The organism is Endozoicomonas ascidiicola, assembly GCF_001646945.1.
Taxonomy (GTDB): domain Bacteria; phylum Pseudomonadota; class Gammaproteobacteria; order Pseudomonadales; family Endozoicomonadaceae; genus Endozoicomonas; species Endozoicomonas ascidiicola.
Window position 1 is genome coordinate 93,280 of the sequence record NZ_LUTV01000006.1, and the last position, 17,222, is coordinate 110,501.

The following is a 17,222-nucleotide window of genomic DNA, read 5'->3' on the forward strand; positions in this document are numbered from 1 at the left end:
GTAGGCAGTAGAGACAGACAAGCGAACCCATGGTAATCGGAGACAATGTGCTAACAATCTACGGCATCTCTAATTGCGACACCATTAAAAAAGCCCGACGATGGCTGGATAACAATGGGCTAGAGTACGATTTCCATGATTATCGAAAAGATGGCCTGGATCTGGTTTCTCTAGCGAACTGGGCTGAAGAGCTGGGCTGGGAACAGCTACTGAACCGCCGTGGCACCACATGGCGCAAACTGCCTGAAGAAGTAAAAGCATCGATCAACAAAGAGCGCGCTCTTGAGCTAATGCTGGAACAACCAGCGATGATCAAACGTCCTTTGTTGGATACCGGTGCAACCAAAATTCTCGGTTTCAGTGAAAAGCAATACAGCCACCTGTTATCTTGAGTTACATCGAATAAACTAAGGAATGATAAATGAGTCATCAGTATTTCAGCCTGGCCATTGGTGTTGGTAGCAAAAACAAGAAAGACCAGTGGCTCGAAGTGTTCTACCCAAACCCCGTGCTAAACCCGGACTCCGCCCTGCTGGCAAAAATCTCCAGCCTTGTGGGCTATACCGGTGGCAACCAATCCATTGAGCTGGACAGCAAAACCCTCCACGCCCTGGAAGATCTGTTTGTTGATAACAAAGAAACGACACTGGCCACCATTACCCGGAGTCTGGAAGAAAGTGCGCAGCCCAGAGTGATCACCATTCTGGAAACTGACGATGTACCGACCAGCACCCCGGAAGCGTATCTAAAACTGCATCTGCTTTCTCACCGGCTGGTAAAACCCCACGGTGTAAACCTTCAGGGCATTTTCCCATTGCTCCCAAATGTTGCCTGGACCAACGAAGGCGCTGTCGATCTGGAAGAACTGCCTGCCCGACAACTTCAGGCCCGTGCTGAAGGTCGTTTACTGAGTGTCAACTCCGTGGATAAATTCCCGAAAATGACCGACTACGTGGTACCTGCCGGTGTACGCATTGCCCATACGGCCCGTGTTCGTCTGGGAGCCTATGTCGGTGAAGGCACCACCATCATGCATGAAGGTTTTATCAACTTTAATGCAGGCACTGAAGGCACTAGCATGATCGAAGGTCGTGTTTCTGCCGGCGTCATGGTCGGCAAAGGCTCTGATCTGGGTGGCGGCTGCAGCACCATGGGCACCCTGTCCGGTGGTAACAACATTGTTATCTCTGTTGGCGAGAACTGCCTGATTGGCGCGAATGCTGGTCTGGGAATCCCACTGGGTGACCGTTGCATTATTGAAGCAGGTCTTTATCTCACCGCCGCCAGCAAAGTTCAGATTCTGGATGACAAAAAAACCGTGGTAGAAGTAATTAAAGCCGGTGATCTGGCTGGAAAATCCGACCTGTTATTCCGTCGTAATTCGTTGACCGGTACGATTGAATGCCTGACCAACAAATCTGCTATTGAGTTGAATGACGAGCTGCATTCTCATAACTGACACTAGGAGCAAAATCTAGCCCGGAAACTGCTTTTCCGGGCACCTAATCCTATCGAATGTCTACTCGAACCTCTTATCATCCAAACCTTAATGCACGTACAACATCGAAACTTTCTACGTTGTTTTTAGTCTACTTTTGAAGCTTAACGTCTATAAAGCATCTCAGAGTAATACTAAATGAGCACACCCTCTTCCGTTACACTCTCTGCCAAACTGCATTCTAATAGTTACACAAACGGTCAGGCACCAAACAATTCAACCAGCGCAATACCTACTGAAGTAAAAAAAGAAATCCCAAAGGAAACAGAAAGGCTAGAACCGACTCCTCTCTCATCATTCGAAAAAATATCGATTCTCAATGCACACAGCAAGGTTTCTGAGCCGCCAGTTGGCCTGGAATGTCTAAATCCAATCTATCAAGCTCTCACTCCCGGTGATCTGGAAGCGACTAAACAAAAAATCAACCCTATTTTCGATTTCGATAAGTTTCCCCCATTGCTAGAAAAAGCCATTCAAAACAGCTCTGTAATAAATCGATTCTGGGAGAACCATCTGAAAGAAGCAGGTGTTACTGACATTGCCGGAGAGCAAGCACTAGTAGCCATGAGCGAAGCTATTCGAAAACTGGAAGTCGATACACATCAATACACCAATGATGGGATTATCCAGATGTTGAAAGATCAGATCATTGCTCTGGCTACAATTCAAAGTAGACAATTTCCGGATAAAATACTGACCGGTACCCAAATAAGAGTAGCTCTGAAGTCATTACTACCATTAGGCTCCAATAAATACGATGCAATAAAGACACTACAACAAAGCATGTGTGAGCCAACCGGAGTCCATAATGTAAAATCATTTGTATTGAACTGCTTACTCTTCAACTTCGTATCGCCGGTTATTCTCGGTGGTGGACATGGCTCAGAGGGTTGTATTTATGAAATTTTCAGCACGCCATTTTTAAACAAACTAAAAGAACTGCTGACTTATTTACCCAAAATAAGAATTGAGCTTGGGGCGGGTATTGGCTTAACCAGTGGCGCACTCAACAGCATTAATCGAAAAGTTCAGGTCACTGCTGATATACGCAAAATACCTGCTTCTCAAGCTTGGCCGGGAGTAAAGACTCTTAAAATCGAGGCAGGGACAATCGCTATAGCCTACAAACAGAAATCTGAAAAGTTCGAGGTCTTATACATTGCCACTTGCCCCGACAATGAACTATTTAAGCACCTGATAGGCAAAGAGAAGCCACCCGTTCTTTTATTAGTACCCTCTGAGCATTTTGGCTGTGACGTTCTGGGAGGTGAAGACATTCGTTCCGAAATATTACGAGACCAACACTGCACACCTATTCAAATAGGCGACTGCGGACAAGTTGGTAGCGGTTTTATATTGGGCCTGAATATGTCTAAAAGTACTTTCGAGCAGTATGCCCACAAGATTCCTGATAAATACATCTTGCAGGAGAAACCACTGAATAACCTCCACGTAGCACAGCTAACGATCACCAAAGAAAGCTGAACAAAGATCAGTTTATATATTGCAAAGGAAGCAACAGCACTATACGCTCTGAATCCACTGAGCAATGAGATCTAACTGGTATGATTGGGCATCCAGAATGCTCGCCTACCAGTGACGACTTTGCGTTTCTCAGTCAACAATAATAACCATTCCGGAGCTTCTGCAGTTAATGCGCCGTACCATCTTCGACACCCCCGTAATCAACAGCTTCTTCCGTCTCTTGTCTCGGATTGGCCTCAAGCTCTTCGGCTGGAAACTGGAAGGTCAACGCCCTGATGCCAGTAAGTATGTCATTATTGCTGCTCCCCACACCAGTAACTGGGATTTCATTTTCATTATTGCGTTTGCCTTTACCTTTCGCATCAAAGTGTTCTGGATGGGGAAAAACACCTTATTCAAAGGCCCTTTTGGCAGCGTCATGAGATGGCTTGGCGGCATTCCAGTAGATCGCAATAAAGCCAATGGGCTTGTGCAACAAGTAGTGGACACATTCAACAGTTGCACTGAGCTGGCCGTTGCCATCCCCCCAGAAGGCACCCGAAGTAAAGTACGACAGTGGAGAAGTGGTTTTTACCATGTAGCCCACAGCGCGGGCGTCCCCATTGCTCTGAGTTTTCTGGACTTCAAGAAAAAAGTAGGCGGCTTTGGCCCTATGTTTTCACCAACCGGTGATTATGAAGCTGACCTGATCAAGATTCAGGATTTTTATAAAGACATGACGGGTAAACACCCACGTAAATTCGCCTGATCTTCATTGTCCACGGATGGACCGCTCCCCCTTCCCATCTCCTCCTGTGAAATTGACAACTAACGCTAATCTTTCGGTCTCGAAAAAACCAAATGATTTGGCGGGATACACGCCAGTAAATGATATTCAAAATAGCAATCAATAAAATAAATAATAGCGCCAATAAGTTAGTTTCCATTATGAACTAATGAACATCAGATCGGTCGAAGACGACGCTAAACACTAAACAATCATTAAACTAACTTGGAGGTTTACGTTGAATTTCATTATGAATTGGGGGTTTGGTTTCTTTGTAAGTGATTACGGCAGTATGTCTTCATCTTTGCTGAAGTCGATGCTTGCTTTTTTTTAAACTTTATCAGCTGGCGAGAAGAAAGCTCTCGTCAGCTTTTTTATGCGGTTACGTCCAGATGAACAACAAACAGGATGCCGTGGCAAAACCCATCACTCCATTAAATACCCGCCACTGACCAGGGCTGCGGATCGCCTTACCAATCAATGTGCCAAAACCAGTCCATAAGGAGATGCAGGGGAATCCGACAACCCAAAAAACCAGCGCGATCATCAACGCCGATAACCAATATTGATCGCCGCCCAAAGTGAAACTTCCAATGGCCGTAATCGCCATCGCCCAGGCCTTTGGGTTCACAAACTGGAATGTGGCTGCTTGTATCAGCGTCATCGGGCGGGCGACACGGGCATCATGTTGCTCAGGTGCTGGTGCAGAGCCAATTTTCCAAGCCAGAAACAGAAGATAGGCGCTGGAGATCCACTTCAATACCTCCTGTACGATGGGAAACTTCTGAAACACCGCACCCAACCCTGCTGACATCAGTAGAATCAGCACAACCACACCAAGACCAATACCCACAATATGGGGTAAAGAACGCCAATAGCCAAAATTAGCCCCTGATGCTGTCAACATCATATTGTTTGGTCCTGGGGTGCCCGTCATAGCCACGGCAAAGATGGCAACAGACAGGATAAATTGATATTCCAACATGCAGTCTCCCAACAATCTTTCTATACCTAACGATACCTAATCGACACTTAAAATTGTATCGATACAATTTCCATTACTTCCTTTGCCATTACTTCCTTTGAATGTCTTGCAATTATCAGACATTATGGACACTAACCCCTGATCAAAAAGACGTCAAAGGTTTTATTGTCACCATGACAATTGCAATTAACGCCCTCAAAACTGAAAAAGGCCCTCTGTATCGACAAATCGCCGATGCACTGGCAGAGCAGATCAATGCCGGGCTGCTGCTGCCTGGCAGCAAACTACCTACCCATCGACGTCTGGCCGACCAACTGCACGTCACCGTGGGAACCATCACCCGAGCTTATGGGGAAGTGGAACGACGGGGATTAGTAGAAGCACGGGTTGGAGCCGGAACTTATGTTCGTGACCACCGTAAGGCAAACTGGGTATTCAGCAACGATTTGGATAATAGCCAGTGCGAATTGGGTTTCAACATTCCACCCTCATTCGACCGCAGTCAAATGATGCAACAGGCTATGTCGGCCTTAACGGAAGACCCGCGACAGATCAATCACCTACTCCTTTATCATTCTGCGGCTGGCATTGCTGAGCACCGCGAAACAATGGTGGGGTGGCTCTCAACACTCGGGCTGAAATTATCCAGCGATCGTCTGTTATTTACTTCTGGTGCACAGAACGCCACACAGTTAGTACTGTCAGCATTCAGTCGAGCAGGCGACAACTTATTGGTAGAAAACCTGACCTATCCCGGCTTGATCAGCCTTGCTCGACAGCAGCAACTGACACTGAAGCCTGTCGCTATGGACGATCAGGGATTACTGCCTGAAGCATTGGACAATGCCTGCCGCCAATATCAGCCACGTTTTTTGTACAGCATGCCGACACTTCAGAATCCAACGACTGCGGTTATGGGGCTGCAACGGCGACAGGAGATTCTGGATGTTTGTCGCCAGCACAATGTTTATCTGATCGAAGATGACGTCAATGGCTTACTACCGGAACACCGCCCGGAAGCCATGGTTAACCTTGATCAGGAACACGTCATCTATGTAGGAGCGCTGTCCAAATTTTTAGCACCCGGGCTAAGGGTTGGTTACGTTCATGCACCGGAAGCGCTTTATAAACAACTTATGTCGACTATTCAAAATCAATGCTGGATGGTGAGCCCGTTACTAACAGGCCTTGCCTGCCAATTGATAGAACAAGGCTCCGCTGACCAAACGCTTCATTATATTCGTCAGGATATTCGTCAACGTCGGCAACTGGTTTGCAGCCTTCTGGCCGATACGGGTATTCAAACCGCAGAAGATTGCTTTCATGCCTGGCTGCCGGTGCCCGAAGCCTGGAGTTTAAGTGACTTTCTTGCGGCTCTGAAAACGGAAGGGATCGCGGTAAAATCCGCTGAGTTATTCGTCCCCCCGGGCTACGCCATTCCACCCGCAGTGCGTTTATCCTTCAGTGCACCGGATAATCTTGATACCCTGACCAGCGGATTGAAAACCATAAAATCATTGTTAGCCACTCAGCCCGTGGCCGAATTCTCGTTATAAAAAGGCGGTTCGGAATATCCATGTTTAAAAAAATTAGAGTATTCATCCTGCTGACTATTCTGGCGATGGTTGGGCTAAACAGCTGGCTGCCACAAGTACGAAGTACCGACTGGAACGCACCGTTAACGGTTGCTATTCACCCGATTAATGGCGACCACAGTCGTAAAACAGAAGAATACCTGAATCATGTGGAATCCTGGCACTTTAAAAAGGTCGAACAATTCATCAGTCAGGAAGCCCAACGATATGGAATCAATATCGGAACCGATATCAGCCCTATCACTTTTCAGGTAGGGCAACCGCTTCATGAGCAGCCTCCTGCTCTGCCTGCTGATCGCACTCTGTTTTCCACCATGCTTTGGTCCATGAAATTGCGATACTGGCACCGACAAATGAAAAGCGAGAGCAGTCTGGCCGGAGCCGATATACACCTCTATGTCATTTATCATGATCCCGAACAATTACCGGTTCTTGAGCATTCAGTGGGTTTGCAAAAAGGTATGGTGGGTATTGTAAATGCTTACGGCGATCGTCGTTATACCAACAGCAACAATGTGGTTATCGTTCACGAATTACTACATACACTGGGAGCAACGGATAAATACGATCTGGCCACGGGCACACCTATCTTTCCAGAAGGCTATGCGGCACCGGAACAGACACCTCGCTATCCACAGAAAATGGCCGAGCTGATGGCTGGTCATATTCCTATCTCTCCAACTGAAAGTAAAATGCCGAGAAGCCTTTCTCAAACACGGATAGGTCCTTTAACCGCCAGCGAAATCAATTGGTCTGAGTAAATTAAAGGCGGCCTTTGCAATATGTACTAACATTCAGCGTTTGGTTTAACATTTAATAGTTCAGGAGCGCACGCGTGGCATGGTTTTACCTACTTTTGGCGGGCTTATTTGAAATAGGCTGGCCTGTCGGACTTAAGTTTGCACAGAACCCATCAACCCGATGGCAAGGTGTATTAATCGCCATGATTTGCATCAGCCTGAGCGGCTACACCATGTGGCTTGCCCAGAGAGAAATCCCGCTCGGTACAGTCTACGCAATATGGACAGGGTTGGGAGCTTCCGGTGCATTCTTCATTGGCATTCATTTCTATGGAGAGCCTGCGACGCTGATGAGATATTTTGGCGTTCTATTGATTATTTCCGGCGTCGCCGTATTAAAGCTGGCTAACTAATCATACGACCAAAATCGACTACCGTGTATAAAAAGAACAAACAATGAATATCGGCATCTACATATACCAACAGGCTGAAGTACTCGACTTCTCTGGCCCCTTTGAAGTGTTCTCGACAGCAACACGTCTCTCATCATCCGATACTCAGCTATCCCCGATTCTGATCAGTGAAGATGGTGAACCGGTCTCTGCCCGGGGCGGTTACACCGTTGTTCCAAACTTCGGTTTTCATAACCACCCGACACTGGATGTGCTGATCGTTGTTGGTGGTGTGCATGTTGCTGAAATGGATAAACCCGTGGTTCTTAACTGGATAAAAGCTCAAGCAGAGAATGCATCGTTAACCGCATCCGTTTGCACTGGCGCCTTTCTTCTGGCAGCCGCAGGTGTGTTAACCCATCAAAAAGTCACCACACATTGGGAGGATATCCCAGACCTTCGCAAACAGTTTCCTCAACTAAAAGTAGAAGAGTCAGTACGCTGGGTCGATGAAGGCGCCATCATGACTTCGGCAGGCATTTCTGCGGGTATAGATATGAGCCTGCACATCGTCAGCCGTCTTCACAGCCGTGAACTGGCAGAAAAAACGGCAAGACAAATGGATTACGATTGGCAACAGCGATGAGCGCTTTACAACCCACCTTCCGTGAGCTTACGGGGATCCAGCAGTTTCTCCAGCTCATCACGGGATAAGTCTGTGTTCTCTTCAGCCACATCAACCACTGACCGCCCTTCTTTATAAGCCTGCTTGGCAATGCCTGCCGCCTTTGCATAACCAATAATAGGGTTCAGAGCCGTGACCAGAATCGGGTTTCTCGACAGTGCCTGTTTAAGGTTGCTTTCATTAACCGTGAAGGTAGCAATAGCCTTATCAGCCAGAAGACGACTGACGTTTGCTAGCAAGGTGATGCTTTCCAATAGATTTCTAGCTATGACGGGTAACATGACATTCAGCTCAAAGTTACCCGACTGTCCCGCCACAGAAACCGTGACATCATTCCCCATCACCTGCGCTGCCACCATCGCCGTGGCTTCCGGAATGACCGGATTCACTTTGCCCGGCATAATGGAAGATCCTGGCTGCAGCGCTTCCAATTCAATTTCTCCAAGCCCGGCCAACGGTCCGGAGTTCATCCAGCGCAGGTCATTCGCCATTTTCATTAATGAGACCGCTGTCGTTTTCAAGGCGCCGGATACTGAGACAGCAATGTCCTGAGTACCGATAAGGGCAAACAGGTTCTCAGCAGGGGTAAACTGCAAGCCGGTCACACCATTTAGCGCTTCGCTGAAGGCTTTGGAAAAATCAGGATGGGCATTGATGCCCGTTCCAACCGCAGTGCCGCCTTGAGCAAGGGTCATCAAATCCGGCTGAAGCCGTGTGATTGTGAGAATATTCTGATCAATCTGAGCGCTCCAGGCCAGCAGACTTTGATCCATTCTGACCGGCATGGCATCCATCAAATGCGTGCGCCCGGTTTTCACATAATCTTTTACCGAATCCGCTTTATGTTTGATCGTGGCGGATAAATGCTCCAGCGCTGGCAGCAGCTTGTGCTTCACCTCAATGGCCGCACTGATATGAATAGTGCTGGGAATAATGTCGTTACTGCTTTGCCCAAAGTTCACATGATCGTTGGCATTGACGGTTTCACCAGCATGGCGGCAGGCTAACGTCGCCAGCACTTCATTCGCGTTCATGTTTGAACTGGTGCCCGATCCCGTTTGAAACACATCCACCGGAAAGTGCTGTATCAGATTCGGCTCACCTAACAATTCATCCACTGCCGAGACAATGCCGCTCCCCAGACTAGAAGACAGTGTTCCCAATTTGATATTCGCCATGGCCGCCGCTTTTTTTGCCAGCAACAATGATCGAATAAAGGCTTCTGGCATTCCCTGATGGCTGATAGGGAAGTTATTCACCGCCCGCTGAGTCTGCGCGCCATAGAGTGCTTCAGTAGGCACTTCCAGCGCTCCCATACTGTCTTTCTCAGTTCTTGTACTCATGACTACCCTCATTTGCGGATGGATCAAAAAAATACTCGGCAGCCTGAATTTCTCAGGCCAAAACTTTTCATTCGCTCAGTTACTCTTTATCGGACGGGCAATGCGTTACCTCTTTTCCAGCGTAGACGCTCCAACATTCCCTGTGGCTCGATCTATTCAAAGAGTCACCACTACCTCCTTATCTTGAATGAACAGTTTATATATCCTATGATCATAAATACAAATGATAATTATTATCAATAAGATCGAAATTTTTAATGGGAGAGCAATGTGACTTCCTGGCAACAGAAAATGCATCAAGCCAACCAGCAGTATCAACTTCGCAACTGGGCAGCGGCGGAAGCTAGCTACCTTGAGGCCGGTAAAATGGTAGAAAATGCCTGGTTCAATGAGTTGGACAACCCGCAACTGATGATGGAGTGGATAGCCATCATGCATCATCTGGCTGTGCTTTATGAGGAACAACGCCTTGTGCAAAAAGCCAGTGAATATCTGGTACAACCTTATCGAAGAGTGACAACATTGTTGAAATCCGGCGGGTTATCCGATGCTTTTCTATTTCCTCTGATCCGAAGCGTTAAATGCACCGTCACCCCATTATTGGTATTTTCCAAGAAATACCCCATCTGCAAATGCTGCCAGCAATATCTGGATGAAGCGGAACGGTGGTTACAAGATGATACTGCCAATCAGACTATCACGGCCAGCAATCCACTGATAAATGAAAACAGGCAGGTACAAACAACACTGCATTAATATCATAAGGCTGGGCACTTAAGAGGGTGTCGTAAAACTCCAGAAACCTCGTTCCCATGCTTCGAGGTTGTCGCAAAACCACGTAGGTCGGTAATTCTGCAAGAATTGCCGACATCTCGCCGCGCTGTAGAGGCTGATTGTCGGCAACCCTGCGTGTTACCGACGAGATCTGTTTTTAAACACCTTTTGCGACAGCCTCTTAAGAGTAAGCCACAGATTAAGGAGCTATAAGGTGTTATCCATCTATCGAGTGATTGGCAAAGTACTGATGGCATTTCAACCACAGCACCCGCCTGATCACACTGACTTTAGTTTTTAGCTTCTTTCTTTAAATAGCTTCTTTCAATTGATGCCACAACATGCCCAAGGCCAATAATGGTGAACGGAAATAATGACCACCAGGAAAGGTCATATGTCGTATAGACGCATAATGATCAAATCGCTCGGCCTGTCCGGCTATCGCTTCCGCCACAACCTTGCCTGCCATATGGGTAGCGTTCACTCCATGTCCCGCATAGGCCTGTGCATAATAGATGGTTGAATCCAGCCGCCCAATCTGAGGCATCCGGTTGGCGCCGATACCGATCATCCCGCCCCATTGGTAATCAATGTTTGTAGACGCCAGTTGAGGAAACACCTTTAGCATCTTCGGGCTTAGAGATGCTTGAATATCCTTTGGGTCACGCCCGGAGTAATTACACATACCACCAAACAACAGTCGTTTATCTGCGGATAACCGGAAATAATCCAACGCAATACTAACATCACAGATTGCCGTATCGTTGGGTATCAAACTGCGCCAGACGCCTTCCTCCAAAGGCTCCGTGGCAATAATGTAACTGCCTGCAGGAAGCACCTTACCGCCAATCTTTGGCTCAAGCCCCCCCATATAGGCATTACCAGCCAACACCAGAAACTGGCAAGTTACCGAGCCTTTTGCCGTTTCAACCCGAGGCTGCAACCCTTTATGAATGTTGACGACAGGTGACTGTTCAAAAAACTGCACGCCATGGCTCTCTGCGGCTTTCGCTTCACCCAAGCAGAGGTTCAGAGGGTGCAAATGACCACTACCCCAGTCCACCATGCCGCCCATATAGCGATCAGTACCGACGAAATCCTGAATTTCATTGCCCGACAACAGCTGTAATTCATGGGCATAATTACGTCGATTTAGTGACTCATAATCCTCACGAATACCATCCATCTGTTTTTCCTTGATGGCGGCATCCACATAGCCCATTTTCAGATCGCATTGAATGTCGTATTTCTTAATGCGTTGCCGCACCAGCTCAACGGCTTCAAAACCCATCTGATAAATCGCTTCAACACCTTCTTCACCAATCTGGTTACGAAACTGCTCCGGCTCTTCACCAATACCACGAATTAACTGACCGCCATTACGCCCTGTTGCACCCCAGCCAATTTTTCTGGCTTCAAGAACAGCAACGTTGTAACCACGCTCCGCCAGCTCCAAGGCTGTAGATACTCCGGAAAAGCCACCACCAACCACACAAACATCCACCTTCAGGTGACCTTCCAGAGATGGGTAATCCGTCGTGTAATTTAGCGATGCCGCGTAATACGAATCAGCATGTTGCTCCGTGTGTACCGGTGCTTTCAGTTTCATAATGATTAGTCCAGCGCAATCCAGGTAGATTTTAATTCGGTGTATTTTTCAAAAGCGTGTAATGACTTATCCCTGCCATTACCAGACTGCTTGAGCCCACCAAAGGGCATGGTCATATCGCCGCCATGGTAGTTATTGATAAACACAGAACCAGCCCGAAGTCGTCTGGATACACGATGTGCACGGCTCAAATTATCCGTCCAAAGCGCTGCGGCTAATCCATAGACCGTGTCGTTTGCAATCTGAACCGCTTCGTCTTCATCCTTGAAGGTAATCACTGACAATACCGGCCCAAAGATTTCTTGCTGGGCGATGGTCATTTTGTTATTCACACCATCAAAAATGGTGGGCTCAATATAATAACCGCCGGTTTCTGCCATCACCCGCTCGCCGCCCATAATAAGTTGTGCGCCTTCATGCTTGCCCGATTCGATAAAACCGAGCACATTGCGGGTCTGAATATCATCAACAATAGCACCAGAGGTGGTTTCAGGATCCAAGGGATGGCCTGGCTGCCAGGTTTCCATATGCTTTTTCAGGAGCATGATAAATTCGTCGTGTATGGATTCTTCAACCAACAATCGGGAACCTGCGGTGCATACCTCACCCTGATTATACCCAATGGCCATGGCCGCATAACTGGCAGCTTTATCAAGATCGGGGGCATCTGCAAAGATGATGTTTGGGCTCTTACCACCGGCTTCCAGCCATACACGTTTCATATTCGATTCACCGGCATAAATCATCAGCTGTTTGGCAACATGGGTTGATCCTGTGAATGCCAGACAATCCACCTCCGGATGCAATGCCAGCGCTTTACCGGCGGTATGACCAAAGCCTGGCAACACTTGCAAAACCCCTTTTGGTAAACCGGCTTCTTCTGCCAGTTCAGCCATTCGAATAGCGGTCAGTGGTGACTTTTCCGAAGGTTTTAAGATGACGCTGTTGCCGGTCGCCAGTGCAGGCCCCAGCTTCCAGGACGCCATACTTAACGGGAAGTTCCATGGCACAATTGCTGCCACCACACCTATGGCTTCTCTTGTCACCAGAGCAAGACTGCCCTGCCCTACCGGTGCAACTTCGTCGTACACTTTATCAATGGCTTCCGCGCACCAACGAATACAATTGGCGCTGCCCGGAATATCATCACTCAGAGATTCACTGATGGGTTTGCCCATATCCAGCGTCTCTAGGAGTGCTAATTCTCCACGGTGCTCATCAATCTTGGCGGCAAACGCCTGCAGGATTTGTTTACGGTTTTTGGGGGCCATACCAGCCCAAACCCCGGATTCAAAAACAGAACGAGCGACAGAGACCGCGCAATTCACATCCGCTTCATCACAGCTGGCAATGGTGGCGATCTTTTTTCCATCGATTGGGGAAATACAGTCAAAGGTTTCGCCACTGACTGCATCGGTATATTCACCATTGATCCATGCTTGCCCACGGATAGTTAGCTGTTCAGAAAATGCCTGCCAGTCAGCACGATTTCTTACCGTCATTTGGTCGCCTACTTTTTATGATTCTAATTCAGGTTAATTGCACATTAACCAAATGCAATGCTTGATTCAATACGAAATGTTTGAAATATTGTACACATCGTTTGATATACCATTCACCCAACAAGGTGAACACAACCGGTTAAAACCATATTATTAAAACAATAATAAAAGGTGACATCATGTCCAACCAGACGCCCATGGATGCTTTCTGGATGCCATTCACGGCCAACCGCCAGTTTAAAGAACAACCCAGACTGCTGACCAGCGCGGAAGGTATGTTTTATAAAGACGACAAAGGTCGTTCTATACTGGATGGCTGTGCAGGTTTGTGGTGTGTGAATGCTGGGCATGGCAGAAAGGAAATCTCTGAAGCCGTTGCAGAACAAGTGGCCAAACTGGATTACGCGCCCCCCTTTCAAATGGGGCATCCTCTGGCATTTGAGTTTGCCGATCGACTGGCAAAACTGGCTCCGGGAAATCTGAACCATGTGTTCTTCACCAACTCCGGTTCTGAATCCGTTGAAACCGCCCTTAAAATTGCTCTGGGCTATCAACGCCTTAAAGGCGAAGCCACACGACAGCGTCTGATTGGTCGGGAACGCGGTTATCACGGCGTTAACTTTGGTGGTATCTCCGTCGGCGGCATTGGCAATAACCGTAAGATGTTTGGCCAAGGTCTCAGTGGTGTTGATCACCTTCCCCACACATTAAACATAAACCTTAATGCCTTTACCAAAGGTCTGCCGGAACATGGTGTTGAGCTGGCAGACGCCCTTGAGCAGATCATTGCCCTGCACGATGCCAGCAATATTGCTGCGGTGATTGTTGAGCCGGTATCAGGTTCCGGTGGTGTGATCATGCCACCTGAAGGTTACCTTCAACGGATACGAGAGATCACCAGAAAACACGGCATTCTGCTGATATTTGATGAAGTAATAACCGGCTTTGGTCGTGTAGGTAAAGCCTTTGCTTCTACCCGCTGGGGAGTAGAACCCGATATCATGACCACGGCCAAAGGCCTGACCAACGGTGTTATCCCTATGGGGGCAGTGTTTGTCAGCGACGAGATTCACAACGCCTTTATGACCGGGCCGGATAATATGATTGAACTGTTCCACGGTTATACCTATTCTGGCCATCCTGTCGCCTGTGCGGCAGGACTGGCGGCGCTGGATCTTTATGAAAATGAAGGCTTGTTTGAAAAAGCCATCGAGATGGAAAACCTGTTCGCTGAATCACTGTTAAGTCTAAAAGACCTCCCCAATGTGATCGATATTCGCAACACTGGCCTGGTCGCTGCGATCGAACTGGCACCCGAAGCGGGTAAGCCGGGTCAACGTGGTGAAAAGGCATTTAAGCATTGCTATGAGAACGGTGTGTTGGTTCGCTGGACGGCAGATATTCTTGCCCTTTCACCACCCCTGATTATAGAGCCTGCCCACATTGATCAGATCGTGACTGAACTGAGAAATGGCATACTCCTTGCTGATCAACCAGCATCATTCAGGAAAGAATGCAGCTTGATGCGTTAACACATTCAATACATAAATCGGCTGCATTTTAGACCAGAAAGAGTTCAATAAATAAAACACTTATACCAAAGTGTAAAAAATAATAAAAAGGTTAGTTATGTACACAAACACCCGCCCACTCATCGGCGTTACTGCTGATACGACAATGGATGGCCTACACAGGATTCATCAGGCTGGTGAGAAATACATTACTTCTGTCGTTCATGGAGCCAATGGCATTCCCGTTATTATTCCTTCCCTGCCAGAGCCGCTGGACAGTCATCAGATTCTCTCTCAATTGGATGGCATTCTGATCACTGGAGGCTATTCTAATATCCAACCTCAGCGCTATGGTGGTGCACCTGCAGGGCCTGATGCCCACGAAGATGCACAGCGAGATCAATCAACATTGCAGTTGATTCCCGATGCCATCGAGATGGGTATTCCAATATTAGGCATCTGTCGTGGTTTTCAGGAATTGAATGTTGCTTACGGTGGTACTCTGCATCAAAAGCTCCACGAAACTGGCAGGTATCAGGAGCACCGGGAAGATAAAAGCACTCCGCTCGATACGCAGTATGGGCCAGCCCATCCGGTACATATTCAAGCAGGTGGGTTACTGGCAGCCATTGCAGGAACGGAAGAACAAATAGTGAACAGTGTACATATGCAGGGCATTGATCAATTGGGTGCTGGATTAAACATTGAGGCCGTTGCACCGGATGGGCTTATCGAAGCCATTTCTGTTTCAGACAGCAAAAATTTTGCTCTCGCGGTCCAATGGCATCCGGAATATCGGGCTACCGAGAACCTGTTTTCCATGACCATTTATCAGGCCTTTGCAGAAGCCTGCCGTACACGGCATTACGAAAGACACAACGCCTATCTACACGAACTATAACGCTCAATAAAAAAAAGAAAAAACCATGAAAAAACTGGCCAGCTGGTTAAAAGAGCAAAAAATCACTGAAGTAGAAGCGGTTATTTCTGACTTCACCGGAATCGCCCGGGGCAAAATCATGCCCAGCAATAAATTTCTTGCGGAAAAAGGTATACGACTGCCGGAGAGCATTCTGATACAGGGTGTGACCGGAGATTACGTTGATGATGAAATCTACGATGATCTGATGGACCCTGCAGAAGTCGATATGATTCTCAAGCCCGATGAATCCGCCGTTCACAAAATCCCCTGGGCGCTAGAGCCCACCGCACTCGTGATACATGACTGCTACGACAAACAGGGCAACCTGATTAATACCGCCCCAAGGGCTGTACTGAAAAATGTACTGGCACTTTACCAGGCAAAAGGCTGGACACCTGTCGTTGCACCGGAACTGGAATTCTACCTTACCCAACGATCTGCTAACCCGGATCACCCACTGCAACCACCGGTCGGACGTTCAGGCCGCCCGGAATCCGGTCGTCAGTCATACAGCATTGATGCAGCCAACGAGTACGATCCGTTATTTGAAGATGTCTACGATTGGTGTGAAGAACAGGGCCTGGATATTGATACCCTGATTCATGAAGAAGGGGCGGCGCAGATGGAAATCAACTTCCGTCACGGTGACGCGCTCTCTCTGGCAGATCAGGTCTTTTTGTTTAAGCGGACCGTTCGGGAAGCCGCTTTAAAACATGGCATTAATGCCACTTTTATGGCGAAACCCGTCAGCCATGAACCCGGCAGTTCCATGCATTTGCATCAAAGCATTCTGGATAAAGATGGAAACAATATTTTCAGTAATGAAGACGGCAGCCCAAGCAAGCTGATCGATCATTATATTGGCGGGCTGCAAACATTCGTTTCCGAATCCATGGCGCTATTTGCTCCTAACGTAAACTCCTACCGTCGTTTTTTGAGCAACGCCTCTGCGCCGGTCAACCTTGCGTGGGGCATCGATAACCGCACCGTTAGCCTGCGAGTTCCTGAATCCACTGCAGACAGCCGCAGGGTAGAAAACCGTCTGGCTGGCGCCGATGCCAACCCCTATCTGTCCTTTGCCGCCTCTTTGCTCTGTGGCTATCTTGGCATGATCAATGAAATCGAACCCACGGAGCCGGAAACCGGAAATGCCGCTGAAGATTCAAACGACAAAAGACTGCCATTGAATCTGGAAGAAGCGTTAGAACTGATGGAGAACAGTGAGATTTTGAAGGAGACACTGGGTGAGCATTTTGTTCGATGTTATGTGGAAGTAAAAAGAGCTGAATACCAGAATTTCAAGGAAATCATCAGTTCCTGGGAACGTCAATACCTGCAAATGACCGTATAAAAGCTATAAATACAATAAGAAATTAAGGGTATAAAAAAAATGAGCCACGCCATTTCAGAACCAA

16 protein-coding genes are annotated in these 17,222 nt (G+C 47.7%); 12 read left to right on the forward strand and 4 right to left on the reverse strand.

What is annotated here, in order from left to right:
- Window positions 1-47: 47 nt before the first annotated feature.
- The 4 genes from AKL11_RS17450 (at window position 48) to AKL11_RS17465 (ending at window position 3,731) form a co-directional block, all read left to right on the forward strand.
- Window positions 48-392, forward strand: coding sequence for an ArsC family reductase (locus tag AKL11_RS17450; protein WP_172807319.1), 345 nt, complete (start codon window positions 48-50; stop codon window positions 390-392).
- A gap of 29 nt (window positions 393-421) precedes the next feature.
- Entirely contained in the window at window positions 422-1,459 is a 1,038-nt protein-coding gene (dapD, locus tag AKL11_RS17455; RefSeq protein WP_067519892.1) for a 2,3,4,5-tetrahydropyridine-2,6-dicarboxylate N-succinyltransferase, read from the forward strand.
- 177 nt (window positions 1,460-1,636) lie between these two features.
- Window positions 1,637-2,983, forward strand: a complete 1,347-nt coding sequence (locus tag AKL11_RS17460; protein ID WP_067519893.1) for a hypothetical protein — start codon at window positions 1,637-1,639, stop codon at window positions 2,981-2,983.
- Window positions 2,984-3,152: 169 nt separating this feature from the next.
- Window positions 3,153-3,731 carry a lysophospholipid acyltransferase family protein gene (locus tag AKL11_RS17465; protein ID WP_067519894.1) on the forward strand — a complete coding sequence of 193 codons (579 nt, stop codon included), beginning with the start codon at window positions 3,153-3,155 and terminating at the stop codon, window positions 3,729-3,731.
- A gap of 400 nt (window positions 3,732-4,131) precedes the next feature.
- Here the strand turns inward: AKL11_RS17465 and AKL11_RS17470 are convergent, their stop codons facing one another.
- Window positions 4,132-4,734 (reverse strand): LysE family translocator, encoded by a 603-nt coding sequence (locus AKL11_RS17470; RefSeq protein WP_067519895.1) that lies wholly within the window; start codon window positions 4,732-4,734, stop codon window positions 4,132-4,134.
- 173 nt (window positions 4,735-4,907) lie between these two features.
- Between AKL11_RS17470 and AKL11_RS17475 the strand changes: the two genes are divergently transcribed.
- From AKL11_RS17475 to AKL11_RS17490, 4 genes are all read left to right on the forward strand, one after another.
- Complete coding sequence (locus AKL11_RS17475) at window positions 4,908-6,290, forward strand: aminotransferase-like domain-containing protein (protein ID WP_067519898.1); 1,383 nt, start codon at window positions 4,908-4,910, stop codon at window positions 6,288-6,290.
- A gap of 20 nt (window positions 6,291-6,310) precedes the next feature.
- Window positions 6,311-7,090 carry a hypothetical protein gene (locus AKL11_RS17480; protein WP_067519908.1) on the forward strand — a complete coding sequence of 260 codons (780 nt, stop codon included), beginning with the start codon at window positions 6,311-6,313 and terminating at the stop codon, window positions 7,088-7,090.
- A 74-nt stretch (window positions 7,091-7,164) separates the two neighbouring features.
- Entirely contained in the window at window positions 7,165-7,482 is a 318-nt protein-coding gene (locus tag AKL11_RS17485) for a DMT family transporter (protein ID WP_067519910.1), read from the forward strand.
- A 43-nt stretch (window positions 7,483-7,525) separates the two neighbouring features.
- Complete coding sequence (locus tag AKL11_RS17490) at window positions 7,526-8,107, forward strand: DJ-1/PfpI family protein (protein ID WP_067519912.1); 582 nt, start codon at window positions 7,526-7,528, stop codon at window positions 8,105-8,107.
- Window positions 8,108-8,112: 5 nt separating this feature from the next.
- Here the strand turns inward: AKL11_RS17490 and AKL11_RS17495 are convergent, their stop codons facing one another.
- Window positions 8,113-9,489 carry a class II fumarate hydratase gene (locus AKL11_RS17495; RefSeq protein ID WP_067519914.1) on the reverse strand — a complete coding sequence of 459 codons (1,377 nt, stop codon included), beginning with the start codon at window positions 9,487-9,489 and terminating at the stop codon, window positions 8,113-8,115.
- Window positions 9,490-9,759: 270 nt separating this feature from the next.
- Here AKL11_RS17495 and AKL11_RS17500 point away from each other — a divergent pair, with 270 nt between their 5' ends.
- On the forward strand, window positions 9,760-10,245 hold the full coding sequence (locus AKL11_RS17500; RefSeq protein ID WP_157673639.1) for a DUF2753 family protein: 486 nt from the start codon (window positions 9,760-9,762) through the stop codon (window positions 10,243-10,245).
- A 328-nt stretch (window positions 10,246-10,573) separates the two neighbouring features.
- Here AKL11_RS17500 and AKL11_RS17505 read toward each other — a convergent pair whose 3' ends face one another.
- Both AKL11_RS17505 and AKL11_RS17510 read right to left on the reverse strand, forming a co-directional pair.
- On the reverse strand, window positions 10,574-11,872 hold the full coding sequence (locus tag AKL11_RS17505) for an NAD(P)/FAD-dependent oxidoreductase (RefSeq protein WP_067519917.1): 1,299 nt from the start codon (window positions 11,870-11,872) through the stop codon (window positions 10,574-10,576).
- 5 nt (window positions 11,873-11,877) lie between these two features.
- Entirely contained in the window at window positions 11,878-13,374 is a 1,497-nt protein-coding gene (locus AKL11_RS17510; protein ID WP_067519920.1) for an aldehyde dehydrogenase, read from the reverse strand.
- 179 nt (window positions 13,375-13,553) lie between these two features.
- Here AKL11_RS17510 and aptA point away from each other — a divergent pair, with 179 nt between their 5' ends.
- The 3 genes from aptA (at window position 13,554) to AKL11_RS17525 (ending at window position 17,158) form a co-directional block, all read left to right on the forward strand.
- Complete coding sequence (gene aptA / locus AKL11_RS17515; protein WP_067519922.1) at window positions 13,554-14,906, forward strand: omega-aminotransferase AptA; 1,353 nt, start codon at window positions 13,554-13,556, stop codon at window positions 14,904-14,906.
- 97 nt (window positions 14,907-15,003) lie between these two features.
- Entirely contained in the window at window positions 15,004-15,786 is a 783-nt protein-coding gene (locus tag AKL11_RS17520; RefSeq protein WP_067519924.1) for a gamma-glutamyl-gamma-aminobutyrate hydrolase family protein, read from the forward strand.
- Between the two features lie 25 nt (window positions 15,787-15,811).
- Window positions 15,812-17,158, forward strand: coding sequence for a glutamine synthetase family protein (locus AKL11_RS17525; protein WP_067519926.1), 1,347 nt, complete (start codon window positions 15,812-15,814; stop codon window positions 17,156-17,158).
- Window positions 17,159-17,222 lie beyond the last annotated feature (64 nt).

Coding starts and splice junctions, on each gene's coding strand:
- AKL11_RS17490 (WP_067519912.1), top strand. CDS start 7,526: ATGAATATCGGCATCTACATATACCAACAGGCTGAAGTACTCGACTTC.
- AKL11_RS17505 (WP_067519917.1), bottom strand. CDS start 11,872: ATGAAACTGAAAGCACCGGTACACACGGAGCAACATGCTGATTCGTAT.
- AKL11_RS17520 (WP_067519924.1), top strand. CDS start 15,004: ATGTACACAAACACCCGCCCACTCATCGGCGTTACTGCTGATACGACA.
- AKL11_RS17460 (WP_067519893.1), top strand. CDS start 1,637: ATGAGCACACCCTCTTCCGTTACACTCTCTGCCAAACTGCATTCTAAT.
- AKL11_RS17470 (WP_067519895.1), bottom strand. CDS start 4,734: ATGTTGGAATATCAATTTATCCTGTCTGTTGCCATCTTTGCCGTGGCT.
- AKL11_RS17480 (WP_067519908.1), top strand. CDS start 6,311: ATGTTTAAAAAAATTAGAGTATTCATCCTGCTGACTATTCTGGCGATG.
- AKL11_RS17510 (WP_067519920.1), bottom strand. CDS start 13,374: ATGACGGTAAGAAATCGTGCTGACTGGCAGGCATTTTCTGAACAGCTA.
- AKL11_RS17525 (WP_067519926.1), top strand. CDS start 15,812: ATGAAAAAACTGGCCAGCTGGTTAAAAGAGCAAAAAATCACTGAAGTA.
- AKL11_RS17465 (WP_067519894.1), top strand. CDS start 3,153: ATGCGCCGTACCATCTTCGACACCCCCGTAATCAACAGCTTCTTCCGT.
- AKL11_RS17495 (WP_067519914.1), bottom strand. CDS start 9,489: ATGAGTACAAGAACTGAGAAAGACAGTATGGGAGCGCTGGAAGTGCCT.
- AKL11_RS17475 (WP_067519898.1), top strand. CDS start 4,908: ATGACAATTGCAATTAACGCCCTCAAAACTGAAAAAGGCCCTCTGTAT.
- dapD (WP_067519892.1), top strand. CDS start 422: ATGAGTCATCAGTATTTCAGCCTGGCCATTGGTGTTGGTAGCAAAAAC.
- aptA (WP_067519922.1), top strand. CDS start 13,554: ATGTCCAACCAGACGCCCATGGATGCTTTCTGGATGCCATTCACGGCC.